The sequence below is a fragment of the Geotalea uraniireducens Rf4 genome, assembly GCF_000016745.1.
Lineage (GTDB): Bacteria > Desulfobacterota > Desulfuromonadia > Geobacterales > Geobacteraceae > Geotalea > Geotalea uraniireducens.
Genome location: NC_009483.1, coordinates 1,182,157 through 1,207,651 on the forward strand (window position 1 = coordinate 1,182,157; position 25,495 = coordinate 1,207,651).

20 protein-coding genes are annotated in these 25,495 nt (G+C 58.8%); 12 read left to right on the forward strand and 8 right to left on the reverse strand.

Going from position 1 to position 25,495, the window contains the following annotated elements; genetic code table 11:
• Positions 1 to 383: 383 nt before the first annotated feature.
• The 12 genes from GURA_RS05045 (at position 384) to GURA_RS05100 (ending at position 15,022) form a co-directional block, all read left to right on the forward strand.
• The gene (locus GURA_RS05045) at positions 384 to 791 is read left to right on the forward strand and encodes a NifB/NifX family molybdenum-iron cluster-binding protein (RefSeq protein WP_011937926.1); all 408 of its coding nucleotides are present in this window, start codon (positions 384 to 386) and stop codon (positions 789 to 791) included.
• A gap of 293 nt (positions 792 to 1,084) precedes the next feature.
• Entirely contained in the window at positions 1,085 to 2,107 is a 1,023-nt protein-coding gene (locus GURA_RS05050; protein WP_011937927.1) for a molybdopterin-binding protein, read from the forward strand.
• Between the two features lie 252 nt (positions 2,108 to 2,359).
• Positions 2,360 to 5,155 carry a molybdopterin-dependent aldehyde oxidoreductase gene (locus tag GURA_RS05055; protein ID WP_011937928.1) on the forward strand — a complete coding sequence of 932 codons (2,796 nt, stop codon included), beginning with the start codon at positions 2,360 to 2,362 and terminating at the stop codon, positions 5,153 to 5,155.
• A 198-nt stretch (positions 5,156 to 5,353) separates the two neighbouring features.
• On the forward strand, positions 5,354 to 7,669 hold the full coding sequence (locus GURA_RS05060) for a pyridine nucleotide-disulfide oxidoreductase/dicluster-binding protein (RefSeq protein WP_011937929.1): 2,316 nt from the start codon (positions 5,354 to 5,356) through the stop codon (positions 7,667 to 7,669).
• Positions 7,666 to 7,869, forward strand: coding sequence for a DVU_1557 family redox protein (locus GURA_RS05065; protein ID WP_011937930.1), 204 nt, complete (start codon positions 7,666 to 7,668; stop codon positions 7,867 to 7,869). The genes GURA_RS05060 and GURA_RS05065 overlap by 4 nt, the downstream gene beginning before the upstream one ends.
• A gap of 80 nt (positions 7,870 to 7,949) precedes the next feature.
• Positions 7,950 to 8,663 (forward strand): DVU_1556 family methyltransferase, encoded by a 714-nt coding sequence (trsM, locus tag GURA_RS05070; protein WP_011937931.1) that lies wholly within the window; start codon positions 7,950 to 7,952, stop codon positions 8,661 to 8,663.
• 167 nt (positions 8,664 to 8,830) lie between these two features.
• On the forward strand, positions 8,831 to 9,274 hold the full coding sequence (locus GURA_RS05075) for a DVU_1555 family C-GCAxxG-C-C protein (RefSeq protein ID WP_011937932.1): 444 nt from the start codon (positions 8,831 to 8,833) through the stop codon (positions 9,272 to 9,274).
• 159 nt (positions 9,275 to 9,433) lie between these two features.
• Positions 9,434 to 10,810, forward strand: a complete 1,377-nt coding sequence (trsS, locus tag GURA_RS05080; RefSeq protein ID WP_011937933.1) for a radical SAM (seleno)protein TrsS — start codon at positions 9,434 to 9,436, stop codon at positions 10,808 to 10,810.
• Positions 10,801 to 12,129, forward strand: coding sequence for a DVU_1553 family AMP-dependent CoA ligase (locus GURA_RS05085; RefSeq protein ID WP_011937934.1), 1,329 nt, complete (start codon positions 10,801 to 10,803; stop codon positions 12,127 to 12,129). The genes trsS and GURA_RS05085 overlap by 10 nt, the downstream gene beginning before the upstream one ends.
• Positions 12,123 to 13,178, forward strand: a complete 1,056-nt coding sequence (locus GURA_RS05090) for an XdhC family aldehyde oxidoreductase maturation factor (RefSeq protein WP_011937935.1) — start codon at positions 12,123 to 12,125, stop codon at positions 13,176 to 13,178. The genes GURA_RS05085 and GURA_RS05090 overlap by 7 nt, the downstream gene beginning before the upstream one ends.
• The gene (locus GURA_RS05095) at positions 13,179 to 14,300 is read left to right on the forward strand and encodes a DVU_1551 family NTP transferase (RefSeq protein WP_011937936.1); all 1,122 of its coding nucleotides are present in this window, start codon (positions 13,179 to 13,181) and stop codon (positions 14,298 to 14,300) included.
• The gene (locus GURA_RS05100; RefSeq protein ID WP_011937937.1) at positions 14,297 to 15,022 is read left to right on the forward strand and encodes a histidine phosphatase family protein; all 726 of its coding nucleotides are present in this window, start codon (positions 14,297 to 14,299) and stop codon (positions 15,020 to 15,022) included. The genes GURA_RS05095 and GURA_RS05100 overlap by 4 nt, the downstream gene beginning before the upstream one ends.
• Before the next feature lie 22 nt (positions 15,023 to 15,044).
• Here the strand turns inward: GURA_RS05100 and GURA_RS05105 are convergent, their stop codons facing one another.
• The 8 genes from GURA_RS05105 to GURA_RS05140 all read right to left on the reverse strand — a co-directional run bounded on the left by GURA_RS05105 (position 15,045) and on the right by GURA_RS05140 (position 25,351).
• Complete coding sequence (locus tag GURA_RS05105) at positions 15,045 to 15,296, reverse strand: BrnA antitoxin family protein (protein ID WP_011937938.1); 252 nt, start codon at positions 15,294 to 15,296, stop codon at positions 15,045 to 15,047.
• Positions 15,280 to 15,555: a BrnT family toxin gene (locus GURA_RS05110; protein ID WP_011937939.1), complete on the reverse strand. Its 276-nt coding sequence runs from the start codon at positions 15,553 to 15,555 to the stop codon at positions 15,280 to 15,282. Before GURA_RS05110 ends, GURA_RS05105 begins: the two co-directional genes overlap by 17 nt.
• A gap of 111 nt (positions 15,556 to 15,666) precedes the next feature.
• A complete protein-coding gene (locus tag GURA_RS05115; RefSeq protein WP_011937940.1) occupies positions 15,667 to 16,023 on the reverse strand; it encodes a hypothetical protein in 357 nt (118 codons plus the stop codon).
• Positions 16,013 to 17,176, reverse strand: coding sequence for a PDDEXK nuclease domain-containing protein (locus GURA_RS05120; RefSeq protein ID WP_011937941.1), 1,164 nt, complete (start codon positions 17,174 to 17,176; stop codon positions 16,013 to 16,015). Before GURA_RS05120 ends, GURA_RS05115 begins: the two co-directional genes overlap by 11 nt.
• Before the next feature lie 551 nt (positions 17,177 to 17,727).
• Positions 17,728 to 18,723 carry a DUF2220 family protein gene (locus GURA_RS05125; protein ID WP_011937942.1) on the reverse strand — a complete coding sequence of 332 codons (996 nt, stop codon included), beginning with the start codon at positions 18,721 to 18,723 and terminating at the stop codon, positions 17,728 to 17,730.
• Positions 18,710 to 23,086 carry a coiled-coil domain-containing protein gene (locus GURA_RS05130; RefSeq protein ID WP_011937943.1) on the reverse strand — a complete coding sequence of 1,459 codons (4,377 nt, stop codon included), beginning with the start codon at positions 23,084 to 23,086 and terminating at the stop codon, positions 18,710 to 18,712. Before GURA_RS05130 ends, GURA_RS05125 begins: the two co-directional genes overlap by 14 nt.
• The gene (locus GURA_RS05135) at positions 23,079 to 23,828 is read right to left on the reverse strand and encodes a hypothetical protein (protein WP_011937944.1); all 750 of its coding nucleotides are present in this window, start codon (positions 23,826 to 23,828) and stop codon (positions 23,079 to 23,081) included. The genes GURA_RS05130 and GURA_RS05135 overlap by 8 nt, the downstream gene beginning before the upstream one ends.
• Positions 23,825 to 25,351, reverse strand: a complete 1,527-nt coding sequence (locus GURA_RS05140; protein ID WP_011937945.1) for a hypothetical protein — start codon at positions 25,349 to 25,351, stop codon at positions 23,825 to 23,827. Before GURA_RS05140 ends, GURA_RS05135 begins: the two co-directional genes overlap by 4 nt.
• Between the last annotated feature and the right edge of the window lie 144 nt (positions 25,352 to 25,495).

Here is a 25,495-nt window from a genome sequence, read left to right on the forward strand (position 1 = left end):
CTCCAACCATAAAAACAAGCACATTACCCTCCCCCAACCCCTCCCATCAAGGGAGGGGAGCTTTAAAGTCCCCTCGCCCCTTGTGGACCCAAATTGCGGGCCTAAAGGAGAGGGCTAGGGTGAGGGGGGAAGTGAAAAGAGGTGAAATGATGGCCCGGGTAACATGCGCAATCTGTGATGAAGAGGCTGATTCAGACGATTATCGAGTAAAATGTTGCACGGAATGCGGCTCATGGTTCTGTTACAGGCATCTTGGGCAATACAAATCACAATGTACATTATGTGGAATCTATTCACTTAAAAACCTCTATGGCCGGTGATGCCGTCCGGCGGGACAGCGTGGTCATAAAGCATGGAGGAGATTTGGATACGGAGGTTTTGTCATGAAGCTGTGTTTTCCCGTGGTAACCGACGAAGGAATGGAAAGCAATATCTACGGCCATTTCGCTTCGGCGCCGATGTTTGTGATCGTTGACACCCTGACCCGGCAGAGTACCGTCATCGCCAATTGCGATCCGGGCAACCCGTATGGCGGCTGCAGTCCGTTCAGCGCCCTCAACGGCCGGCAGCTGGACGGTATCATCGTCGGCGGCATCGGCGACGAGTCGGTGCGGGTGATGAACATGTGCGGGTTCAAGGTCTTCCAGGCGCATTCTTCGGCCGTTACCGAGAATCTCGCGCTGTTTGAAAAGAATCTGCTGCAGGAGGTGACTGTCCAGCAGAGCTATCTGGAAGGAAGATGTTCCGACGGTGGGGGCGAGCACACGTGCAGCCACAGCCACTGTAACTAGTGCCATGTAACACTTATTTTTGCGGATAACCCCTCTAAATCTCCCCTTATCTAAGAGGAGACTTCAAGGCTTCCCCCCTTAGGTAAGGGGGGACTGAGGGGGGTTAGATTCAGATGTTACAGTGTACTAGTTTTCTTTAGAATACTGAATAATCAGGCGCTTACTTCGTCCTCTGCCAAAGGCAGACTTAACGAAACCCGCATTGATACCGGACTGCCCGGTATTGGTGCGGGTTTTTTGTTGCCGTCAATCCGGTTTAATCAACGGTCAGGAAAACAAGGGGTAGCAGAATCATGATGAAAGAAATACCGGTCCAGGAAGCTGTCGGCAGAGTTCTTTTCCACGATATCACCCGGATCGTGCCGGGGGAATTTGACGGCCGGGCCTTCAAAAAGGGGCATATCATCGAGGAAAGCGATGTCGCCAAACTGCTGAAACTCGGCAAGGACAACATCTACATCCTCGATCTGGAAGAGGGGTTCGTTCACGAGAACGAGTCTGCGCTGAGGATTGCCAAGGCGGCGATCGGCGAGGGAATCCAGTTCAGCGAGCCGGTGGAGGGAAAGGTAACCATGTCGTCGATCACCAGGGGACTGCTCAAGGTGAACGTGGCTGCCCTGGACCGGATCAACGCGATCGACGAAATCGTGCTTGCGACGCTGCACACCAACCAGGAAGTGCTTCCACGCAAACAGATCGCCGGAACACGCATAATCCCCCTCTTTACCGAAGAGGACAACATCCACGAGGTCGAGATGATCTGCCGGGAGCACTACCCGGTCATTACGGTCAAACCGTTCAGGTCCCTGAAGGTCGGTCTGGTGACCACCGGGAACGAGGTCTTTCACGGCCGGATCGAGGACAAGTTCGGACCGGTGGTCAGGGGCAAGGTCGAAGAACTGGGGAGCACGGTGCTGCGGCAGATCCTCGTGTCGGACAACGTTCCCATGACGGTCAAGGCGATCCGTGACCTCATTGACGAGGGAGCCGAGATGATTGTTGCTACGGGCGGCATGTCGGTGGACCCCGACGACCGGACACCGGCCAGCATTCGCGCCGCCGGCGGGAGAGTGGTCACCTACGGCTCCCCCACCTTTCCGGGCGCCATGTTCATGCTGGCCTACATCGGCGACGTTCCGGTCATCGGGCTGCCGGGGTGCGCCATGTACCGCAAGGCCACGGTCTTCGACCTGATCGTTCCCAGGATACTCGCGGGAGAAACGGTGACCAGGGCGGATTTCACCGGACTGGGGCACGGCGGTTTCTGCTCCGGGTGCATCGAATGCCGCTATCCTAACTGTGGCTTCGGCAAGTAATTGTCTGCAAACCTCACCACGGAGACACAGAGACACGGAGGAAAAACCCGGCAATAAACCTCGGTCACGCAAAGCCGCAAAGGCGCAAAGAAAAAACAACCCAAAAGTCTTTAAAGATTTTGGGCTTAACCCAAGAAACAGGTTTAAGGTTTTGCCTTTCTCCGTGCTTCCGTGTCTCCGTGGTGGGTTGAAGTTTTGAGTCATGGATTAACCGGGCTTTCGCCCCGTTAAATTTCAAAGGAGGAAAATAATATGATTAAGAAGGTTATGGTCGTCAACGGCATCGAAAGAACGCTGATCGTTGACCAGGAAGCGCTCCTGTCGGACGTGCTGCGCAAGCAGCTCCATCTGACCGGAACCAAAGTCGGCTGCGGCACCGGCCAGTGCGGCGCGTGCAACGTGATCATGGACGGCAAGCTGGTCCGCTCGTGCGTGGTGAAGATGAAAAAGGTGGAAAACCTGGCCAAGATCACCACGATCGAAGGGATCGGTACTCCTCTCAACCTTCATCCGATCCAGAAGGCATTCATCTTCCACGGCGCCCTGCAGTGTGGCTTCTGCACCCCTGGCTTCATCGTCTCCACCAAAGCGCTGCTCGACGAGAACCCAAACCCTACCCGCGAGGACGTGCGCGACTGGTTCCAGAAGTACCGCAACGCCTGCCGCTGCACCGGTTACAGCATGATCGTCGACGCGGTGATGGACGCCGCCAAGGTGATGCGCGGCGAGATCTCCGATCAGGCCATCGAGTTCAAGACCCCGGCCGACGGTAAGATCTACGGCTCCCGCTTCCCCAGGCCTACCTCCGTGGCAAAGGTCACCGGTCTCTGGGATTTCGGCGACGACATGGGCACCCAGCTCCCCGAAGGGACCCTGCAGTGCGCACTGGTGCAGCCTGAAGTTTCCCACGCCATCATCAAGGGCATCGACACCTCCGAGGCGGAGAAGATGCCCGGCGTCTTCAAGGTCGTTACCCACAAGGACGTCAAAGGGAAAAACCGCATTACCGGCCTGATCACCTTCCCGACCAACAAGGGTGACGGCTGGGATCGCCCGATTCTGAATGACGAGAAGATCTTCCAGTACGGCGACGTTGTTGCCATCGTCTGCGCCGATACCCTGGAAAACGCCAAGGCAGCGGCGAAAATGGTCAAGGTCGATCTGGAAGTGCTGCCGGCCTACATGAACGCACCGGCCGCCATGGCAGAGGACGCCATCGAGATCCATCCCGGCACGCCGAACGTCTATTACGAGTGCACCCTCAACAAGGGGGAGGACACCAAGCCGATCATGGCGAAGGCTGCCCATGTGGTCGAGGGGGAGTACTACCTCCAGCGTCAACCCCATATGCCGATCGAGCCCGATGTCGGCTTCGCCTACATCGATGACCTGAAGCGGGTGGTGATCCACTCGAAATCGATCGCCATCCATCTGCACCTTTACATGATCGCCCCGGGCCTGGGCGTTGAACCGCACGAAATCGTGGTGGTCCAGAACCCCACCGGCGCCACCTTCGGCTACAAGTTCAGCCCGACCCTGGAGGCGCTGGTCGGCGCAGCGGCCATGGCAACCGGCCGCCCCTGTTTCCTCGGCTACGACTGGTACCAGCAGCAGACCTACACCGGCAAACGCTCGCCGATGTGGTTCAAGATCAAGATGGGCGCCGACCAGGACGGCAAGCTCCTTGCCATGGAAACCGACTGGAGCTGCGACCACGGTCCCTACTCCGAGTTCGGCGACCTGGTAACCACGCGCGGCGCACAGTTCACCGGCGCAGGGTACGACATCAAGAACATCCGCGGCGTAGGCCGCACCGTCTGCACCAACCATGGTTGGGGCTCCGCCTTCCGCGCCTACGGCTCTCCCCAGAGCTTCTTCGCCTCCGAGTCCCTCATGGATGAACTGGCCAAGAAGATGGGTGTCGACCCGTTCGAACTCCGTTACAAGAACATCTACCGTCCCGGCGCCACCACGCCGACCGGACAGACCCCGGAAGTCTTCTGCTTCGAGGAGCTGTTCGACCTCATGCGTCCCAAGTACCAGGACGCCCTGTTGCGCGCCAAGAACGGCTCCACCGAAACCAAGAAACGTGGCGTCGGCGTTTCTCTCGGCGTGTACGGCTGCGGTCTCGACGGTCCGGACACCTCGAGTGCCTGGGTTGAACTGAACCCGGACGGGAGCGTCACCGTCGGCAATGCCTGGCAGGACCATGGCCAGGGGTCTGACGGCGGGACTGTCACCTTCGCCCACAACACCCTGCGTCCTCTCGGCCTGAAAGCGGATCAGATCCGTCTCAGCATGAACGACACGAGCCTCCACCCGAACTCCGGCCCCTCCGGCGGGAGCCGCCAGAACGTGGTCACCGGGAACGCGATCCATGCGGCTTGCGTCCTGCTGCTCGATGCCCTGCGCAAGGCGGACGGCACCTACCGCACCTACGACGAAATGGTAAAGGAAGGCAAATCGGTCAAGTACGAAGGGAGCTGGACCACCCCGAGCACCCACATGGACGACAACATGCAGGGTGCGCCGTTCTGCATCTACATGTACGCCCTCTTCATGTCCGAGGTGGAAGTTGACGTCACCACCGGCAAGACGACCGTGCTGAAGATGACCTACGCAGGCGACAACGGCACCATCACCAACCGGCTTACAGTCGACGGACAGGTGTACGGCGGTCTGGTCCAGGGTGTAGGTCTTGCCCTGACCGAAGACTTCGAAGACCTGAAGAAGCACACCACCCTGATCGGTTCCGGCTTCCCGTTCATCAAGGACGTTCCCGACGACATGGAGCTGATCTACACCGAGTATCCGCGCAAAGACGGCGCCTTCGGTCAGGCCGGTGTAGGCGAGGGGCCGCTGACAGCCCCGCACGCCTCCATCATCAATGCCATCGACAGTGCCTGCGGCGTGCGCATCAGGTCCATCCCGGCATATCCGGCCAAGGTCCTGGCTGCACTGAAGTCGGAAAAGAAGGCCTTCGACGTCAGCGATGCCGTGGCAGGCGGTTACATGTCACAGGGTGGCATCGAAACATTGAAGAAGTAAGCTGAAGCGGTTGCGACACGGAGGCGAATGCGGCGCTCAAGTGCCGCGTTCGCCCTAGTTTCTTGATTCCCCCCTTTGAGAAAGGGGACCCAAACTTCGGGCCTAAAGGGCTAGCGGGGATTTGCTTCGGTCATTGGAAATCCCCCTCAATCCCCCTTTCTCAAAGGGGGACTTAACAGCCAATGGTGGTTATACGTCATGGAACAGAACAAACTGCGGGAATGGGAATACAAATGTATCCAGGAAGAACCTCCCCAATGCACGGCAGGCTGCCCCATCCATGTGGATGCCCGGCTTTTTGTCAAGCAGGCCGGCCAGGGGGACTGGGAAGCTGCCCTGAAAACACTGGCTAAGACCATGCCGTTTCCAAAGATACTCGGCCGCGTCTGTGACCATCCGTGCGAACCGGCATGCAAGCGGGGTGAGGCCGGTGAACCGATCGCCATCGGCGCACTGGAGAGGGCCTGTGTCGAAACTGCGCAGGAGAAGGTCAAGGCGGTAATGCTGCCCCGGAAGGACAAGAGGGTTGCCGTCATCGGCAGCGGCCTGAGCAGCCTGACGGTAGCCTGGGACCTGCTCCGCAAAGGATACAGAATAACCGTTTTTGAACCGGGGGAAAGACTTGGCGGCACCCTCTGGGAGTTTCCCGAAACCATCCTGCCGCCTGATGTCATTACTGAGGAATTATCGCTTTTGGAGAGCCTTGGCGCTGTAATCACCCTCTCTGCCCAGGTGGCGCGGGACGATTTCATTGCCGGCATCCATGGAGAATTCGACGCTGTTTTTGTCGGCCTGGCTGTGGCTGATTTGAACCTGCATGACCTGGAGCTTGAACCCCTCACTCTGGCCACCAGCCGGAAGGGACTGTTTGCCGGCGGAGCCTGCAGGAAGGACGGCCGACTGTCTCCGATCACCGAGGCATTTGAAGGGCGCCGCGCCGCGACCTCCATAGATCGATACGTGATGAACGTCTCCATGGATAGCGGCCGGGAAAATGAAGGACCGTTCGTCACCAGGCTCTACACCAATGTCGAGGGGCTCGAACCCCTTCCGCGGCTTACCCCGGCCGACCCGAACTCCGGTTATTCCACCGACGAGGCTATCCGGGAAGCGGAGCGTTGCATCCAGTGCGAGTGCATGGAGTGCGTCAAGGTCTGCCTTTACCTGGAGCGCTACAAGGGGTATCCGAAGAAGTATGCCCGGCAGGTCTTCAACAACGAGCGGGTCATCTATGGCGCGGCCCGTACGAAGAACCAGTTCGTCAATTCCTGCAGCACCTGCGGTCTCTGCGAGACCGTTTGTCCGAACGATTTCTTCATGGGGGACCTCTGCCTGCAGGCGCGCAGGACCATGAACGAGCAGAAATTGATGCCCCCTTCCTTCCACGAGTTTGCCCTTAAGGACATGGCCCACGGCAACGGAGAGCGCTTTGCCCTCTGCAGCCACGAGCCGGGTCGGCAGGAGAGCGCCTGGCTGTACTTCCCGAGCTGCCAGCTCTGCGCCACCTCACCCGGCGAGGTGCTTTCCTCGTACCGCCACCTGCGGGAAAGGCTTTCAGGAGGGGTCGGGATCATGCTCCGCTGCTGCGGCGCTCCCGCATTCTGGGCGGGGCGCGACGACCTGTTCCGGGAATCGCTGGATACGGTCCGCAACGAATGGGAACGCCTTGGGCGGCCACGGGTCGTCACCGCCTGTTCCACCTGCCGGAGCATCTTTCAGGATCACCTTCCCGAGATGGAGTCCGTCTCCCTCTGGAAGGTCATCGAGGAGACCGGGCTTCCCGGCGGGGAAGGGCCCAGTCCCGCAATCGTCGGAGGGACAACCGTTGCCGTTGCCGACCCCTGCATCACTCGTAACGATCCTGAGACACAGGGAAGTGTACGGCGGATCGTGCAGTCGCTGGGGATCAGTATCGAAGAGCTCCCCTTGAGCGGCGAGAAGCCCGAGTGCTGCGGATACGGCGGGCTCATGTACAACGCCAATCCCGGCCTCGCCCGTGATGTGATCGCCCATCGGGCAACGGTGAGCGACAACGACTACCTGGCCTACTGCGCCATGTGCCGCGATAATTTCGCCGCTGCCGGAAAGAGGGTCAGTCACCTCATCGAGCTCCTCTTTCCCACCGCCCCTGGTGGGGACCCGGCGGCCCGCGGCTGGATATCCTGGTCCGAGCGCAGGACGAACCGCGCCAAGGTTCGGGAAGGGATACTCCGGGAGCTCGGCGGGAAGGGAGAAGGAATGGTCGAGGATTACGAGGGCATAGTGCTTCGGATGGCCCCGGAGGTGCGCAAAAGGATCGACGAACGGCGGATTCTGGAGGACGACCTGCGCCGGGTGATCGATCACGCCGAGCGTACCGGAAAACGGCTGGAAAACCTCCGGACCGGGTGCTACCGGGCCTACTGCCAGACGGAAAACGTGACCTTCTGGGTGGACTATACCCCCGGAGAAGAAGGGTTCACGGTCCATAACGCTTACTGCCATCGCATGAAAATCGTGGGGGTCAAGCAATGAACCTGTCGGAAGAGGCAAAGGGGTGGAGTTGCACTGCCTGCGGGAAACCGCTCGAAGTGGTCAAGGTGAGCTTTACCTACATGAAAGGGAACTTTGAGGTCGACCTTCCAGCCTGCAGCGGCTGTGGTCTCGTCCTCGTCTCCGAGGAGCTGGCGACCGGAAAGATGGCCGATGCGGAGAGAATCCTGGAGGACAAGTAGGGGCGGACGGCGTCCGCCCTATTCCTGGCGCATGGTCGCAATTCCGGGCGCATGCCATGCGCCCCTACGGACAGGTCGGCATGTTTAATGTTGAAATACCACCGTCGTCCCCGTATGAATCGCCCCTCTTGCGCGCGGTAACCGGCACGACGATCCGGCCTGGCGGGCTCGCGCTGACCGAGCGGGGAATCGCATTGTGCCGCTTCCCCTCCGGCGCACGGCTGCTTGACGTGGGGTGCGGCGCTGGCGCAACCGTGGAGCATCTGCGCAGCCGGTACGGTTTTGCCGCCGCTGGTGTCGATATCTCCCGGAAGCTCATCGCGGAAGGGCTGCTCCGGAACCCGGCGCTGCCGCTGGCAGAGGGTGCGGCGGAAGCGCTTCCCCTTGACGCGGCGGCTCTGGACGGCGTCCTGTGCGAGTGCGTCCTCTCCCTCCTGGCCGAGCCGCGCCGGGCGCTGGAGCAGTTCCATCGGGTGCTGCGCCCCGACGGCTACCTGATCCTGAGCGATATGTATGACCGCAACCCGGCGGGGGGGACGCAGCTGCACGAAGTTTCATCGGAAGGCTCCCCTCTGGGGGAAGTTGCGCGCGACACGCTGGAAAGCCTCTTGACCGGAAGCGGTTTTGCCACTTGCTTCTGGGAGGACCACACCCCCCTCCTGAAGGAGTTGGCCGCTCGCCTTGTGCTGGCTTACGGTTCCCTGGAGGGGCTTTGGTGCCCGGCTGGCGGCGCCGGATGCGCGGGGGCACGGCCGGGCTACTATCTGCTCGTAGCCCGAAAAAAACCTGATTAGTACTAAATCTTCCGTAGAAGTTACCCCCCTTTGAGAAAGGGGGGCAAGGGGGGATTTTCCTGGCTGCGATGAAAGGCAAATCCCCCTAAATCCCCCTTTCATAAAGGGGGACTTGGTCTTTCGGAAGATTGGTACTAATCGAAAAAAACAATGATGGAGACTGAACCATGGACCAGACCTTGTTGATGCGCATGATGGAATTGTCCTATAACGGTTATTACTGCAGCCAGATCCTGGTCATCCTGGCCCTGGAGGCCCAGGGGAAGAGCAACCCCGACCTGATCCGGGCGATGGGGGGATTGGCCAACGGCTGCGGTTTTGCCGGCGGACCCTGCGGCACCCTGACCGGAGCCGCCTGCCTGCTCAGCCTCTATGCCGGCAAGGGGACCGACGAGGAATACGAGGACGAGCGCCTCAAGTACATGCTTCAGGACCTTGGGGAGTGGTTTTCCCAAACCTATGGAAGCCGGTACGGAGACGTCACCTGCGAGTCGATCGTCGGGGACCGGACCGAAATCCGCCAGCGTTGCGGAGCCATCGTAGCCGAAACCTACGCCAAGGTGATGGAACTGTTGACCGCCAGCGGCTACGACGTTACGGCCGGGAAATAAGGGACTTGGAACTTATCGATATACCGTTTTTCAATGTAGGGGCGAAGCAAAAGCCCCACCTGCTTCACCCTATTTGCCACGGAGATCAAAGGCGGGCGAAGCAGATGAAACGTGCTTCGCCCCTACTCGGGTGCCGACTCGAATCCGGAGGTGACTGAAATGAATAATTGCAACAGGACCGTCAGCACGGCCACCGAGAGCCTCTGTCCCAGCTGCCTGGCGCGGATTCCCGCCGAGCGGCAGCAGCATGGGGACGATGTCGTCCTGGTGAAACGCTGCCCGGAGCATGGTGAATTCCGCTCCCTCGTCTGGCGGGGGGAGCCGTCTCTCTCCGGCTGGTCGCGACCGAAAAAAACCGTTCGCATCGGCGGCCACCTGGGAGGGGAGACGCGCGGCTGCCCTTTCGACTGCGGCATCTGCGCCGGGCACCGGCAGCAGTCGTGCACTGTCCTCATCGAAGTGACCGAGCGCTGCAACCTGGCCTGTCCTTACTGTTTCGCAGCTGCCGGTCGGCAGGAAGTGCACGACCCGCCGCTGGCGGTTATCGCAGAACGTCTCCGCGCTGCCATGCAGGCGAGCGGTCCGCACAACATCGTCCAGCTCTCCGGCGGCGAGCCGACGGTCCGTGACGACCTGCCGGCCATTATCACTCTGGGGCGCGAGCTGGGATTCCCCTTCATCCAGCTGAACAGCAACGGCGTGCGGTTGGCCGCCGACCCGGAATATGCCGGGGAACTGAAGCGAGCCGGTCTCTTTTCCGTCTTCCTCCAGTTCGACGGTACGGAAGACCGGATCTACCGGGCGATCCGCGGGCGTTCCCTGCTCGCGGAAAAACTGCGGGCCATCGAGCACTGCGCCGCCAACGGCCTCGGTGTGGTCCTCGTCCCGACCATCGTACCGGGGGTTAATACCGGGAATATCGGCGCCATCCTGATGCAGGCCCTGGAACTGGCGCCGGCTGTCAGGGGTGTCCATTTTCAGCCCGTAGCCTATTTCGGCCGTCACCCCGAGCCCCCTGTCAGCGAGGACCGTATCACACTTCCCGACCTGATGACGGCCATCGAGGACCAGACCGACGGCCTCATGAAGATGGAGCATTTTCGCCCACCGGGATGCGAGCATCCGCTCTGCTCGTTCCACGGCAACTTCCTCCGTCTACCCGACGGCGGAATCCAGCCCCTGACCAGCCATACGCCGGCCGGTTGCTGCGGGGCGAGCGAGCTGGCAAATGAGGGAACCGGCCGGGCGGTCTCCTTCGTAGCCCGCCAATGGGCTGCTCCCGCTTTGGCAGAAGGTGGTCCGGCCGGTGCCGACGGTGCGCTCAGCCTGGACCTCTTCCTTGAAAACCACCGGACCAACACCTTCGCCGTTTCCGCCATGGCCTTCCAGGATGTCTGGAACCTGGATCTGGAACGGGTGCAGGAGTGCTGCATCCACGTGGCCGCCCCGGACGGCCGGATGATCCCGTTCTGCCTCTACAATCTGACCTCCGCCGAGGGAATACCGCTGTACCGGAACAGGACGCGATGCCGTTAACCCCGCTGGAACCATGGATAAAGAGTAAAATCGGCCTGGCAGCGACGGAGCCGTTGACCCGGCCCCTCCTGGAAGGCTACCAGCTGCGGAAGCTGCGGGAGACCATGGCGCATGCCCGACGCCACAGCCCCTTCTACCGGAAACACCTGCAAGGGTGCGGCGAGCCCGACTCTCTGGAGGAGGTGGCCCTACTTCCCTTTACCTCTCCGGCGGACGTCCAGGAGGATGACCTGCGCTTTCTCTGCGTCTCCCGGGCCGAGGTGGCCCGGGTGGTGACCCTCCGGAGCTCGGGGACCACGGCGCCTGCCAAGCGGCTCCATTTCACAGCGGCAGACCTGGAACTGACCGTGAATTTCTTTCACCACGGCATGTCTACCATGGTGCAACCGGGACAGCGGGTGCTCATCCTCATGCCCGGCGAGTTGCCCGGCAGCGTCGGCGACCAGCTGGTCAAGGGGCTCAGACGCCTGGAGGTGGAGGGGATCGTGCACGGCCTGGTGCATGATGCCGAGGAGGTACTACACTCCATCGAGACCCTGGAAATCGACTGCCTGGTAGGGATTCCGGTCCAGGTGCTGGCCCTGGCCAGGCACCCGGCGGCCACTGCGCTGCCGCCGAACCGGCTGAAAAGCGTGCTCCTGAGCGCCGACTACGTCCCGGCGGCCATTGTCCTTGAGGTGAGCGCTGTCTGGGGAGCTGCGGTGTACAACCACTACGGGATGACCGAGATGGGGCTAGGCGGCGGGGTTGAATGCAGCCGGCGTTGCGGCTATCACCTGCGGGAGGCCGACCTTTACGTCGAAGTTGTCGACCCTGAGAGCGGCCGGCCGCTCCCCGACGGCGAACGGGGAGAGGTTGTTTTCACCACGCTGACCCGCTGGGGAATGCCGCTCATCCGCTACCGAACCGGCGACCTGGCGCGCTTCCTGCCGGAGCCCTGTTCCTGCGGTACGGTGCTGCGCCGCCTGGAACGGGCCAGGGGGAGACTGGCCGGTACGGTGCGCCTGAGTAACGGTGGGGCGCTCGACATCACCGACCTGGACGAGGCGCTCTTTCCCCTGCCGCTTCTCCTCGATTACCAGGCCGTGTTGAGCGAAGACGACGGCAGGGACGTCCTGGACGTAACCATCAAGACGACAGCGACGGATAATGGGGAGGCTTCCCACCAGGTGCTCCGGGCGCTGTTTGATGTGCCGGCGGTGCGGGCGGCCGTGGCGGATGGGAGCCTCACCCTGAGAGCCGCCGGTCATGGCGCATTCATAACAACTGGAAGCATCAAGAGAACGGTCCTTGACCGGAGAAAGGAGCATATATGTTGATTTCCTGGGCAGCAGATACGATCTGTCCGGTGCTGGAGCGGGGGGAGGAGCTGGTGCTGGCGACGGTGATCAGCAAGTCCGGCTCGGCCCCTTGTCTGGCGGGCTCGAAGATGATCGTCCATGGGGACGAAACCTCCGTCGGCACCATCGGCGGCGGGGCGCTGGAGGCGGAAGGGCAGAAAAGGGCCGGTGACGTCTTCAGGAGCGGCGTTTCGCAGATATTCACCTTCGACCTTTCCGGCCGGGACGCGGCCAGCATGTCGATGATCTGCGGCGGGCGGGTGGAGATATTCCTGGAGCTGATCGACGCCGATCCGGCCAATCTGCAGGTGTTCCGGGGACTGCGCGATGCGCTGCAAACCGGGGAGAAATGTTTCATTGTCACCGACCTGGGCGAGGTCGGGGCCGATATCCGGAGGATCAACCGCTGCCTGGTCAGACAAGACGGAACGGTTACCGGGGTGTTCAATCACCCTGAGCCGTGGCTCGCTACCCTGGCGGAACAGGCGCACCGATCGACCTACCCGGTACTCACCACCCTGGAACGGCGCCGGTTCCTCGTCGAACGCTGCTATACCCCGAGCACCGTCTACATCTTCGGCGCCGGCCATGTCTCCCAGCATGTGGCGGAGCTTGCCGGCAAGATCGCTTTTCAGACCTTTGTACTGGACGACCGGGAGGAATTCGCCAACCGGGAACGTTTCGCGACCGCAAGCGAGGTGCGGGTCATCGACTCGTTCGCCGACTGTTTCAGCGGCCTGGAGGTGGGGGGAGACAGCTACGTTGTCATCGTTACCAGGGGGCACGCCCACGACAAGGTTGTCCTGGAACAGGCCCTCCAGACCGGCGCGGGCTATATCGGCATGCTCGGCAGCCGGAAGAAAAGCGCGGAAATCCGCAAGGCGCTCCTGGCCGAAGGGTTCGGCGAGGAGGAGGTCGGTCGGTTCCGCTGCCCGATCGGGCTGGATATCGGCGCCGAAACCACGGCTGAGATTGCCGTCAGCATCGTGGCGGAATTGATCCAGGCCAGAGCCGAAAGAGGAGAATAAATGGCCGGTAACGTGGCGGCAATTGTGCTCGCAGCAGGGTTTTCCTCACGGATGGGAGAGTTCAAACCGCTCCTCCCGCTCGGCGAAGCCATGGTCCTGGAACGGGTCGTTACCCTTTTTCAAGGAGCCGGAATAGGGGATGTGCGGGTCGTTGTCGGTCACCGGGCGGTGGAACTGGAACCCATCGTGTCACGGCTCGGCGCACGCGTTATTGCCAATCCCCATTACCGGGACGGCATGTTTACCTCCGTGGCGGCAGGCGTGGCGACGGTCGGGGAGGAGGTGGACGCCTTCTTCGTGCTCCCTATGGACGTGCCGCTGGTGAGGGGGGCAACCATCCGGCGTCTCCTTGACGCGTACCGGCAGGAGCCGTGCGACGTCATCTATCCCCGATTCCTGAGTCAGCGGGGACATCCGCCGCTCATCGCCGGCAGGCGCGCCCCGGAGATTGCCGGCTGGCAGGATACGGGCGGACTCAGGGCGGTCCTGGCGCAGTGGGACCCCGGTGCCCGGGATGTGGACGTGGCGGATGAGCTCATCCTCTGGGACATGGACACGCCCGACGATTATCTGCTCCTGCAGAGAAAGGCCGATCGGCTGGAGATCCCGACCGAAGAGGAATGCCTGGTGCTCCTGGAAAGGGTGTTGCGCGTCGACGACCGGATCATCCGCCATGGCAAGGCAGTGGCGGACGTGGCCGTGCTGCTGGGGACGGCGCTGAATCGGGCAGGCTGCGGCCTGGATATTTCCCTCCTGACAGCGGCCGGCCTGCTGCACGACCTTGCCAGGAGGGAACCGGACCATGCGCGGATCGGGGCACGCCTTCTGCGAGACATGGGGTATGGTGCGGTGGCCGAACTGGTCGCCGTCCACATGGATATGTCCGTAACCGAAGGGGAACCGGTCGCTGCCGGAGAGGTGATCCATCTGGCGGACAAACTGGTCCAGGGGGAGCGGCGTGTCTCTGTGACGGAACGATTCCGCGCCGCGGTGGAACGCCATGCCCACGATCCCGCAATCCTCGGCAGGGTTGCAACCCGGCTGAAAACCGCCATGACCATCCAACAGCGCCTGGAAGCCATACTGGGGCGTTCACTGACGGAGATAACGGATACCTTATGAACAATAACCGGGACAACTCTCGCACTAACACCATCTATCTCCTGCGGCACGGTGATCTCCGGCAGGATGGGGTCAAGCGCTACATCGGCCAGGCGGACCTTCCGCTCAACGCATCCGGCCGGGCCCAGGCATTGAACTGGCAGCAGGAACTGGCCCATATTCCCCTGCGCCGCATCTTCTGCAGCGACCTCAGCCGCTCCTATGAAACTGCCTGCCTCATAGCGGAGGGGAGAAGCGAATCGGTCCAGCCGTTCCCCAAGTTGAGGGAAATCAACCTGGGGGCGTGGGACGGCCAGTCGGTAGATGACGTGCGCCGGTTCTATCCGGGCGAATACGAGAAACGCGGCGCCGATATGGTTTACTATCGTCCCCCTGCAGGAGAATGTTTTGCCGACGTGGCGGCTCGGGTTATACCGCTGTTCGAGGAGATAGTGCGCAGCGCATCCGGCAATATGCTGATTGTCGGTCATTCAGGTGTGAACAAGGTCATCCTCTGTCATATCCTTGGTATGCCATTGGAGAATCTCTTTCGCATGCGGCAGGAGTATGGCTGCCTGAATGTCATTGAATGCGGCATGGGTTCCGTGCAGCTGTGCGGAATGAATATCCTGCCGGTTAAAGGGCGCTTTCGGATGGAAATGGAACAAGCCGTTGTCAAACCCCAATGCGGCCCCTTTCAACTGCCGGTTTCAGGATTAAAAAACCCGCTGAATCTTTCATGAAGATTAGCGGGTTTTGGACTCATTAGGCAGCGGGCTTCAATTCCTCGCGAATCACCTGCCGCAAAATATCCGCCAGCGATTTGTCCTGGTGAATGTATTCCTTCAGAACCTGGTTGATCATGGTCTGGTAGTTGCCGCCCCCCTGCTTGTCGGCCTTTGCCCTGAACCAGTCGAGAACTTCGTTGTCCAGACGGATGGTTATGCGGGACTTGCCCGGTTCGGGCTGAACCACGGCACCACGCTTCCCCTTGCCGAAATCATATTCCTTCTTCATAGGTCTGCCTCTCTTTCTTCGTGGCCTTCCGGGCCGAGATGATTCTTATGACATCCGCGACACGGCTTGCATGAATGACAACGAGTATTTTCAGCGTAAAGTCCATGCCGATGGTGATGAAACGACATTCACCTTCGGCATCTTGGTCTTCGACGGTTATGGCCAGTTCGTCTTCGAATACGCCAACGGCATCGGCAAAATCCACGCCGTGCTTTTTACGATTCAATGCTGCCTTGTCCGGGTCCCATTCGAATTTCATGATTTCATTGTGCACACTGTATGTACATTGTCAAGTATAAAAAAGCAGCTGCCATGCTGCAATAGAGAACGACCCCTTAATACTACCTTGGACGAACAAGGGTGAACGGAATTAGTGTTTTGTGTCGGAAGCTTTCTTGCCATCCAGCGTGCGGACATCGTACGCGGCAGGCTGCATGGTAACGCCAAAGATCCTGCGCAGGTTGCTGTTGACGGTATCGATCAAGATATCGAATTCATCAAGGGTATTCACAGTGCCGCGCATCACTTTTTCTTTCAGTCCATTATCGCGCTGGACAAAGTGCGCCCACTCAATCGAACCGTCTACTTTTTTCTTCGCCAGAAGTTTGTATATGCCAACCTGCGGGATGTGCGGAGTGGCCCATCCAGCGAAGATCTCTTCGCCTTCCTCTAAGTTCATCACGGCCATTTGGGAGAGGTTGTTTTTGCGAAGGCGCTCAGGGCTCATCGTCACCATTCTCCACTTCGTTTTGCAGTTCCGCCTCGATCTGCTCAATGGTCGGCAGCGCCGATTTCAGGCTTTCCGGTAAGGCGCGGGTCAGTTCGTAGTCCGAGACACCGATCGGTTTGTTTATGTCACGCAGGGCATATTCGGCCAGTATCCGGTCCTTGGTCTGGCAGAGAATCAAGCCGATGGTGGGCTGATCGGTGTCGTGCTTCAGTTTGTCGTCCACCACGGAGCAGTAGAAGTTCATCTTCCCGGCATATTCCGGTTTGAAATCCCCCTTCTTCAGTTCAATCACCACAAAACATCTCAGCCTCAGGTGATAAAACAGGAGGTCGATGTAAAAGTCCTTGTCGCTGACCTCCAGGTGATACTGACGTCCGACAAAGGCAAAACCCTGGCCGAGCTCCAGCAGAAATTTTTCCAGATGGCGGACAAGCCCGGTTTCCAGCTCCCGCTCGTGAAACGGCTCTTCCAGGGTAAGGAAGTCGAAGATGTATGGGTCCTTTAGCAGCTGCCGGGCCAGGTCGGATTGTGGGGAGGGCAAGCGCTGTCCGAAGTTGGTGACCGCCGCTCCCTGACGTTCGTGGGCATTGCTTTTGATCATTTCCCCGAGCATGTCGCGGCTCCAGCCGTGCTCGATGGTCTGCTGTATGTACCAAAGGCGGGTTGACAGGTTCTTCACCTTTTCCATAAGCAGGATGTTATGGCCCCATGGAATTTTTGCAACAAGCTGTTGCAAATTTGCAGAGAGATCATTGATCGGTAATTGTGCCACGGGATGTGGCCCTTTTCCCATCTCTATCATTTCAGCAATAATCTGCTGATCCATTGGGGATGATTTTAATTTTGCCACAGCCTGTGGCAAAATTGCAGCTTGGGCATATTCCCGATAAAGTGCGATCATCCGGCCGATGTTGCGTTTTGAGAAGCCTTTGACTTCTGGCATATCATTGCGGATGTCTTTCGCCAGACGCGGGATGACCGCTGTTCCCCAGCCTTCCATCTCCTGCTTTTCAGATACCATGCGGCCAACATCCAAGTACATCAGGATCATTTCCGCATTGGCGGAGAGGGTGGCTTTTACCTGTGCCTGCCGGATGCGGGCCTTGATGTCGCCCAGCAGATCGGTGTAGAGAGTCAAATCAGTGGTCAATGCTGTACTCCTAATTGCATTATTGGTTGCCTACCGAAACCAACCCCGACAATGGCCTTGTTGCAGCCGAGGAATAGTGAATAGTGAATTTCCTCATTCTCGATTTATTGACGTTCAATTCACTATTCTCCATTCTTAATCAGCGTTGTCCGGTTTGGTTTTTGCTTACGTCCCGTAGGGACAGAATACTGGTAGCCGGGGAATTCATTCCCCGGTCATCCAGGCGAAATATCATCACGTCACGTACGTGACGTGGGGAAATATAGCATCTCATCCGGGGGATGAATCCCCCGGCTACATTCGAACGCCCCTAATGGGGCTTAACAACCTTGATGCACAAACCAAACCGGACAACGCTGATTCTTAATTCACTATTTTGTCGGTCGTCGGCGATCTGCTCGTCAAGCAGAGGGAGCACGGATAGGATTTTTCGGGGGTATGGTCCACTAGATTACCACCTTTTTGTCAATGTGTAGACGCGGCACTGTTAATATCCGCTGTTAATATCGCCACTGTTAATATCTTCGACACGGTTAATATCTTCGACACGGTTAATATCTCTTAAGCCTCCGGTACCCGGCCCACTCCTGGGAAACCCGGAGATGCTGCAAAAAAATCCCTGGCAACTCGTTCAGATCAGCCTTCCGTATCAAATCAGTGGCTCCAGGCGAAAGCACACCGCCTGTCTTCGACTCGGCAAATTTCCCACACTCAAGGATGAGGCGGTACAGACGAACCTCCAACTCCAGCTCTCTGCCGGCAGCCGAAAACTTTCGGGCACCCCGGGCGGCAATCTCCAAACCTTCGTGGTCAGCGTCGCCAAAATACAGAATCCGTGAATGCCCGAACTCTTCCATGATCGGCAAAATCCCCTCAACAACCGAGGCAAAACCATTGCCGCGGCCATACACGACAAACCCCCATATACCGGCTTCACGGTTGAACCTCTTCACCACATCATAGGTTGTCGAGTTCTCAATACATACTCCGGGCAGCTTCTCACTTCCCAGAGGGCCTCGTTCCCAAGCGGCCGGCTCCGGCACATAGTAGCAAGACAGGGCGTCGAGGGTAATCAGACTGGACTTGAACGCCTGCGCGCCGATCAGGGCATCCAGCATCTTTTCGTCGCCGAAGATCTCCAGCGATCGCTCCCTGACAGGAACCGAGTCCCGGATAAAGTTTCGGGTTTCCTTGAGCCACTTGTCAATCTTCAGCCATGGAGAGTCGGCAAGCTCTTTCTTCGAAGAGAGAAAGCTAAGCTCAGGAGACCAGATGACATGCTCGGCGTATTGTCTTACAACCTTGGTCCGCGGGCGATTGATCCATTTCGGCAAGTGGGGCAGCGCGCTACGATCCCAGCTGGTTGTCATCCTGGGGAACTCGATGAACTCCGCATCTTTGATAGCATCAAGCATACTGCGCAACAAGGTCCTCTGTTCTCCTGGAGGAACAGTAGCCACTTCCGACAAAATCATCCATATCTTGTCCAACATTGTCTTGCCGTAGGGAAGGGCTTCCAGCAATCGGCCGGTCTCAGGACGTTGCATGTGGGACCTCCCGCGAAATCTCAAGTGTCGCTATTTCCCCCTCGTTGTAAACCGTCTTTTCGTACCTGACGATAGGCTTGCCGGTGCTTTTGATGATGCCGTCCGTGCCGCCTTTCCTGATCATGATGTTAAGCGGAAACAGCCGGCGGATATCTTCGTTTTCGGTCGGAGTGCAAGCGACTATTTGAACGCCGTATTGACGCGTCAGGGCTATTACCAGACGAATGAAATCGATGTTGGTACATGACCCAAAGGGGTTGTCGAGCAGCATTACGTTGCCACCCTGGCCGTCGACCGACAGCAGGTTGCATATAGCCAGGTAAAAAAGCACTGCCCCGGACAGCCTTTCTCCGCCGGACCAGGCGTTTAGGCCGGTCGGGTGCTCTATCCCCTTGTAGACTGTCGTGGGCGAAGTGTCCGGTTTGAGCGTCTCGATGATATAAGCCTTACCGAGAACGGCTGACAGGGCGGTATGGATTATCTCGTCTCCAGCGGGGAGGACTCCGGGTATCTGCGAGATCATGGTTACCGTATCGGCAATCGCCTGCCGTGAGGTATCGCTATCGATTTCGATGCGGGTCCGGAACTGGATGAATGGTTTGCCGGACCACTCTGCCCAGATACCACCGAGAGCCGGTACCTTGCTGCGGGTGGCGAGTTTGCTGAGATACCCGAAAGCCTTCTTGACGTCCAGCACGACCTGCTCGACAACCTTCTGCTCGTTTCTCTCATGCTGGCTCAGTTCAAATTTCAACGACTCTATGGCGTTGTGGATCCTGTCAAGGAAACCCGTCACGTCTTCCTTCAGCACTCCACCGGACCTGCGCTGCTCTTCCTTGATCAGCGAGCCCATGGAGGCGATCGGCGCGCACAGGTCCTGATCCAGAAGCTCGGCGAGATCAATGTTGAGAGCGCCCAGGTCACGACCCAGTGAGTCCCGCTCTGTCGACGCCAGCTTCTCCGCCTTTTTAGCGGCAGCGAGGTCCTGCTGTGCTTCCTGGAAATTCGCGTAGGGAGCGCAGACCTCATCCGCCACCTGGAGGTCCGAAGCAAGAGTAGAAAGCAACTGGACCTGGTACTCGGCACTTGCCAGATCAGCCGCTCTGTTGGCTACGGCCTCGCTGCGTGCAGCGACTGCCGCCGTCAGTTCCTCTATGGCGGTGGAAAGCCACGCCTCCCGGGTGCGGCCCTCGACCTGTTCCAGGGAGCATGGGATGACCGGGAGATTAAAGTGAGCTTTTTTATGGCTCTCCTCTTCCTTGGCGAGCGTGTCTCTGGCCTGCTTCGCCGTGACCTGGGACTCGTATGCTTCATTTTTTTCCTGAACAGCTCTCTGATAATCATCTTCCGTGGCTACGGTGCTGGCCACCTGCCAGCGGGCATTGGACAGTGCGTCAGCTGTCAAGCCGCCGTGGCGTCTATCCCAGCTCCGTTGGCGCTCCTCATAGGTCTTTTGCGCGGCGTCAAACATCGCCTGCATGCGCAGGTACTCCTCGTTGGCATTGGCCGATTCCAGTGCCCGGCTCTTTCCGGAGTGCAGCTCCCTTGCCGAAGCGGTGTTGGTGGCCAGTGTCCGGAAGATGTCGGTTGGGGCCTTTCGTATGCCGCCCAGCTTGTTCAGCTCGCTCGTGATACCAGATGCGAGAGCACGACCCTTCTCGGCCGCATCGCGAGCCTCCCTTTCGACACCTTCAGAAACCAGAATCCGCTCTTCCAACAGCTCAACGGCCCGGCCCGTTGAGCTGTTGGCCAAAGAGAGCTGTTGCATGCGCCGGAGGCGGTCGTCCCGTCCCTGCTCGTACCTGGCGATGTGCTTACTTACCTGCTGGATAAGCGGTTCCAGCTTCCGGATAGCGTCGGCAAGCATGTCGCAGGTATTTTTCACCTGAGCCAAAAGTTCAAGCACCGCCGCGTGCTTTTCAGTCAGGGTCCCGATCTCGGAACTGCACGCCTGGATCGCGTTATCCAGCCTGACGAGATCACCCTTAAACAGCGCTTCCGAGCTCTCATTGTAGCCACCCAGAAAAGAGACCAGAGCATCACGGGACTCAGCGGCCGCATCGCGAGCTGTCTTGATGATAGCGATCTTCGCTTCCATAGAGCCGATTTCGCCCCTGGCAGTGGTACAGAACCTTTCGGCCTCTTTCCGGTCAATAGCAAGCGCTGCATCGGGAAATACTACAAATCCGCTCTCTTCGCGGCTCTTTATTGCGACGGAGTAGTCCGATACGGCAACCGGCGCAAGGACGTTGCAGGCGGCAAGGATTTCGCGAGCCTTTTCCAGGGCGACCGGACCCGAAACCGCGACCCCACCGACACGGAAAGGGTCCTTTCCCAGTTCCCGGACGGCTTCCTCGGGAGCTCTGTTCTGCTGGGAGAATACTTGCCAGTACGAGTGGGCATCGAGCTTCGCCGAGCGCAGAGCATCGAGAACAGTCTCCACGTCCATGGACGATGGGAGCAAGCCGCCGTTTTTTTCAATCGCCTGAATGCGCTCTTCCCGGCTCGCGATGTCGCATTCCAGCTTCCGGATGTCGATCTCGCAGGAGGCGACGCTTCCCTTCAATCTGGAGTCCAGCCCGGTAAGAAACAGGTTTGGCGTATCCAGCTGGAAAAGACCCTTTATCCCCGGCATTTCCGCTACTGAGGCGTACCTTTTCTGGAAATCTTCAAAAGCGGCCCATGCTTTGCCACGCTCTTTCCCGAGAGCTTCCAGCTTCTCATTATGGTCCTTCAGGCGGTGCTCGACCGACACCAATTCGGCCTTGAGGTCGGCCTGTTCATTTTGTGCCGACACCAGACGCCCCTTCAGGTCGGCCGACTCGGCCTCCAACGCCGCCAGTCTTGGTTGCACCTGCGTGCCGTCCTGGAGGCCCGATTCATGCCAAGGGATTGCCGCCAGCGACCGGGCCCGCTCATCCTCCACCCCTTGCAGCATTGCCTGTTCTTTTTTCTGTCCTGCGAGCTCGGCAAGCAGCTCCTGTTTTTCGTTGACCAGCCCTTTTCTTGCCTCGACAGCCTCCCGCTCATCAGCCTCCAGCTTCTTTACCGCTGTAGAGGCAGCGTTTAGGTCTTGGACCAGGTATTCAGCCAGCAACTGCTCGGCCATGGCCAGCTCGTCGGCCAGGTTTCGCGTTGGTTCCGCAAGCGCATCCAGCCGGCGTGATAGATCGTCGCGGGTGGTCTTTGCGTTCATAACCTCGACCTGGTCGACCACCGCCCGCATGGCAGTGACCAGCGCGGATTTCTTTCCAAGCTGCTCCGTGATCTCCTGATATTGCGCCCTGGCGGCTTGACTGGCGAGACTTGCCAGGCGCTCGATCACCCCGCGCAGTTCTGCCTGCATCTCCCCAAGATTCTTCTTTTCAGCGGCCAGTATGGCCTTGTCCGCGGCTTGGATTTGGGATAGATCTGCCACCTTTTGCGATTCCACTGCAAGGGTAGCGTTGATCCGGGCCGCTACGGTACCGAGTTCTGCGACGGCTTTGGCGAAGGCTTGATCGGCGACCATGAGCTTTGCCGCCACAGGTTCCATCTTGGAGAACAATTCGGACAGTGCGTTGTAGGCGGTGATCTGAGCGCGGGTCATCGGAGCCAAGCTGATTGAATCTCGGTGCTGGACCAGCATGTCCCTAAGCCGCGCCGTGGAATTGCTGTCCATGACTTCCTTGGTGATCATCCCGAGGACGGCCTCCTGGCTGCAATACCGTTTCAAAAAGGCTCCGGGGTCACCTTCGCTCATGGTGAACATCTGCATCAGCCGGAAGATGTCGATATTGAAGCCGAGGGACCGCAGATAGTTCTGCCAGTATTCCATCTTGTCTGTCGGGCCGAAAAACTCCCGCCAAGGTTGTTTACCGAAGGTCTCCTTGAGATACTTCTTTGCCTCACTGATGGTCCGGCAGTATGCCTTTACTCGGTGAGGAATGGACGAGGTGATCGGCAAATCATCTATCCCCAGCTCATCGTCGGCTATGAAAGAAAAGAAATATGTTTCGTACTCGTACTTCTCCCTGTTGGTGAATTGCGTAAATCGGCCGATGACCCTGGTCCTCTGGCGCCCGCCCAGTGGTATCTGGCTGTTAGGGATAGACCACTCCGACGCGATGAAGGCAATTTCGTTTTCCTCGAAGTAATACTCGAACCTGCGGCCGGTATTGTCCTGATAGCTCATCAGTTCGCGTCTCTGCGGAAGGAACAGTGAGAACAGCAGGTGAACCTGCGTTGTCTTGCCTCCGCCATTGCCGGTAAGAACCAGGCTGTTTTTTGCCTCCCCGTCACGGGCGAGGCTATACCCGAGGCCGTCGATCCGTGCGTCGGAATAGCCGACTTTTGAGAACCTGACGGATAGAAGGTTAGGCATGGGACACCTCCCCGACGGCTTTATCTTGCAGCGCCCTCGATTTCTCGACGGCGTCTTTGATGACGTCCACTATGGCGGTAGCGCTTTCATCGGCGAGCAGTTTTCGCAGTCTGAACAGCGTCTTATAGGTGCCGCCATCCTCATCTCCGTCTTTCACCATTTGCCCTTGGGTCACGAAAGTTTCGAAGGCCTCAATCAGTCGCCCGCGCAGGGTACGGTGTCTAGCCTTCTCGGACTTGCTGCTAAAGGATTCAGCCTTGATCCTTTCCACGATTATGGCAGCTTCCGTAAATCCTTTGTACTGGGGGTCCTCCGTCTTGGCCAAGGCCGCGGATGAGCTCACCAGCAGGTCGTACGCGTCATTGATAGTCACCGTCTGCACGGCCTCCGAGATCAATGACTGCTGGCGCTCATAGGCGCAGGCGAGGATGGCAGCGTTGCAAAGCCCCCTGATCAGCCTAGCTTCGGAGCCTGGCTCCTTGAGAAGATCATTTCTCTTCGGCATGAAGATGGAATCCCGTTCCGGTGCAATCGCCAGGACGATTCCTTCCATGACGACGTCGACGATGATCAGGCCGAATTGCCCTGCCATTTCCTTGGCCGCGGTCCTGGTACCCCCTGCATTGGTTTGGTAGGCTGCGACCAGAGCCTGGAGACGTTGTGCCGGCGGTCGCCGGCTCGGCACCAGCCCGGCCTCTATGATAGCCGAAGCGTCGCGAACCGCTTCTATAGTGATGTTCATGGACTGGTCTCCTCTCGGGCAATCAGATAGTCGTCACCGCTGCATGAAGCACATGCGTATCTTCCGTAGGTACGGGTAGGTTTTAGAGCCCCCTCGATCAGCTTGCGGTGTACCCAGGCGTTACTTACCATCAGCGCAACGCAGATAGCTTCCTCGTAATACGCCTCCTCGCAAAGATCCCTGGTGATTTGAGAGAGGGTAGCGGGGGATGATTCACAGTTTTCCAGAAGCGTATGCCTGGCTTTCTGGATGGTTTCGGCGTCGAAGATGGAGAGCGTTACGGAGTCCTCGTCCATGCACTCCAGGCCGACGCTGTTGTCCCGAATCTCCTCCTGTGTCGTTGGCTTGAGGAGGATTTCGGTCGATGCGATAGGATCAAACAGCACGGGAGAAATGGGCGAAGCGCACCCGAAATTGATGGCATCGCAGACTTTCCCGAACTGGTCCCTGTCGGTCACTTGATAAAAAAGCGGCAGGAACACGTCATCACGCATGGACGGCAGGGGGATATGCCGGGATGCGAACCCTTGGGATTCGATACATTTGTGGTAGAGCCGGGGCAGCTCAATCATTATAGCCTGAAGCTCGCGGTATGCTGTCCGGGATTGCCGGATAACCATCAACACCTTTTCCGCCAGTGACTGCTTGTCGCGCGGCAACGCCTCGAAATTATCATCGAGGTGTGATTCCAGCTCCGTTACGCTGGACATGGCATCGTCGACTTCGTTCTGGGTCTTTTCGATGAGCGGCATGACATCGGCGGACCAGCCCTGGCGCCCGGCATCGGAAAGGATTTTGCGCCGGAACTGCTGGATCTCGACGCAATACTGTTTAGTCACCCGCTGGTGCTCCAGGGCGCTTTGCAGAGCGGCATGGTACTCCCCGCGCCTGATCTGCCTCTGAATCACTGCCGCGAACGCCGCCTGAGCATCGCCGATCGACTGAGTGAGGGTCCCCAGGTAAAGGGTCAGGCAAGCCGTAGTCGGCTTGACGTGAATGCCGCCTTTCCCAGTACTCTTTTCGCGTTCTTCTAGCAGCGAATGTTGAAAATCGTAGAAAAGGCCCATTTCCGTATTAAACAGGCGGTCGATCTTCTTTCCCATCCCCTTCTTGCACAGCAGCTTGTCGACGATCCCTCTACTCCAGGCTTCAATCTCGGAACGCCATGGCATCGTATCGATAGATTTCTCCGCCCGGAGAGCTTGAAATTGGTTTTCCAGGTCGGCAGTGACCTGCTCAACCAGGTCATGGACGGTCAGATTGCTGTCTTCGATATCCAGCAGTTTCAGCGAATCGATCACGTGCCCGACGGCCATCAGGCCGACAGTGAATGGGTCGATCAGGGAAAACGGAGGAGAAGAGGATTGGGCAATTATGGTTGCTATCGTCGATAAGGTCGCTATGGTTTGCGCCCGGGTAGTGAGTGCCGCAGCTTCGATTTTATCGAATTCGCCCCTGTCCACCTCCTGCGAGAAGGCGTCCGGCCCGGAGCCGAATAGCGACATTTGGTTACGATCTGGCATGGTTCCTCTTTTACAACTGGTCAATATGAGGGCGCAACATTAGACGATGACAGAGGAAATCGGTGGCCGGCTTCGTTCGATTCAGCGAATCATCCAGGCGGTATGGCAGCAAGGTCAGCTTGAAGCCGTTCTCGTAGCCCCCGA

What these genes read in the sequence shown, in the direction of transcription:
- GURA_RS05045 (WP_011937926.1), top strand. Translation starts at nt 384, where the DNA reads ATGAAGCTGTGTTTTCCCGTGGTAACCGACGAAGGAATGGAAAGCAAT.
- GURA_RS05050 (WP_011937927.1), top strand. Translation starts at nt 1,085, where the DNA reads ATGATGAAAGAAATACCGGTCCAGGAAGCTGTCGGCAGAGTTCTTTTC.
- GURA_RS05055 (WP_011937928.1), top strand. Translation starts at nt 2,360, where the DNA reads ATGATTAAGAAGGTTATGGTCGTCAACGGCATCGAAAGAACGCTGATC.
- GURA_RS05060 (WP_011937929.1), top strand. Translation starts at nt 5,354, where the DNA reads ATGGAACAGAACAAACTGCGGGAATGGGAATACAAATGTATCCAGGAA.
- GURA_RS05065 (WP_011937930.1), top strand. Translation starts at nt 7,666, where the DNA reads ATGAACCTGTCGGAAGAGGCAAAGGGGTGGAGTTGCACTGCCTGCGGG.
- trsM (WP_011937931.1), top strand. Translation starts at nt 7,950, where the DNA reads ATGTTTAATGTTGAAATACCACCGTCGTCCCCGTATGAATCGCCCCTC.
- GURA_RS05075 (WP_011937932.1), top strand. Translation starts at nt 8,831, where the DNA reads ATGGACCAGACCTTGTTGATGCGCATGATGGAATTGTCCTATAACGGT.
- trsS (WP_011937933.1), top strand. Translation starts at nt 9,434, where the DNA reads ATGAATAATTGCAACAGGACCGTCAGCACGGCCACCGAGAGCCTCTGT.
- GURA_RS05085 (WP_011937934.1), top strand. Translation starts at nt 10,801, where the DNA reads ATGCCGTTAACCCCGCTGGAACCATGGATAAAGAGTAAAATCGGCCTG.
- GURA_RS05090 (WP_011937935.1), top strand. Translation starts at nt 12,123, where the DNA reads ATGTTGATTTCCTGGGCAGCAGATACGATCTGTCCGGTGCTGGAGCGG.
- GURA_RS05095 (WP_011937936.1), top strand. Translation starts at nt 13,179, where the DNA reads ATGGCCGGTAACGTGGCGGCAATTGTGCTCGCAGCAGGGTTTTCCTCA.
- GURA_RS05100 (WP_011937937.1), top strand. Translation starts at nt 14,297, where the DNA reads ATGAACAATAACCGGGACAACTCTCGCACTAACACCATCTATCTCCTG.
- GURA_RS05105 (WP_011937938.1), bottom strand. Translation starts at nt 15,296, where the DNA reads ATGAAGAAGGAATATGATTTCGGCAAGGGGAAGCGTGGTGCCGTGGTT.
- GURA_RS05110 (WP_011937939.1), bottom strand. Translation starts at nt 15,555, where the DNA reads ATGAAATTCGAATGGGACCCGGACAAGGCAGCATTGAATCGTAAAAAG.
- GURA_RS05115 (WP_011937940.1), bottom strand. Translation starts at nt 16,023, where the DNA reads ATGAGCCCTGAGCGCCTTCGCAAAAACAACCTCTCCCAAATGGCCGTG.
- GURA_RS05125 (WP_011937942.1), bottom strand. Translation starts at nt 18,723, where the DNA reads ATGCAACGTCCTGAGACCGGCCGATTGCTGGAAGCCCTTCCCTACGGC.
- GURA_RS05130 (WP_011937943.1), bottom strand. Translation starts at nt 23,086, where the DNA reads ATGCCTAACCTTCTATCCGTCAGGTTCTCAAAAGTCGGCTATTCCGAC.
- GURA_RS05135 (WP_011937944.1), bottom strand. Translation starts at nt 23,828, where the DNA reads ATGAACATCACTATAGAAGCGGTTCGCGACGCTTCGGCTATCATAGAG.
- GURA_RS05140 (WP_011937945.1), bottom strand. Translation starts at nt 25,351, where the DNA reads ATGCCAGATCGTAACCAAATGTCGCTATTCGGCTCCGGGCCGGACGCC.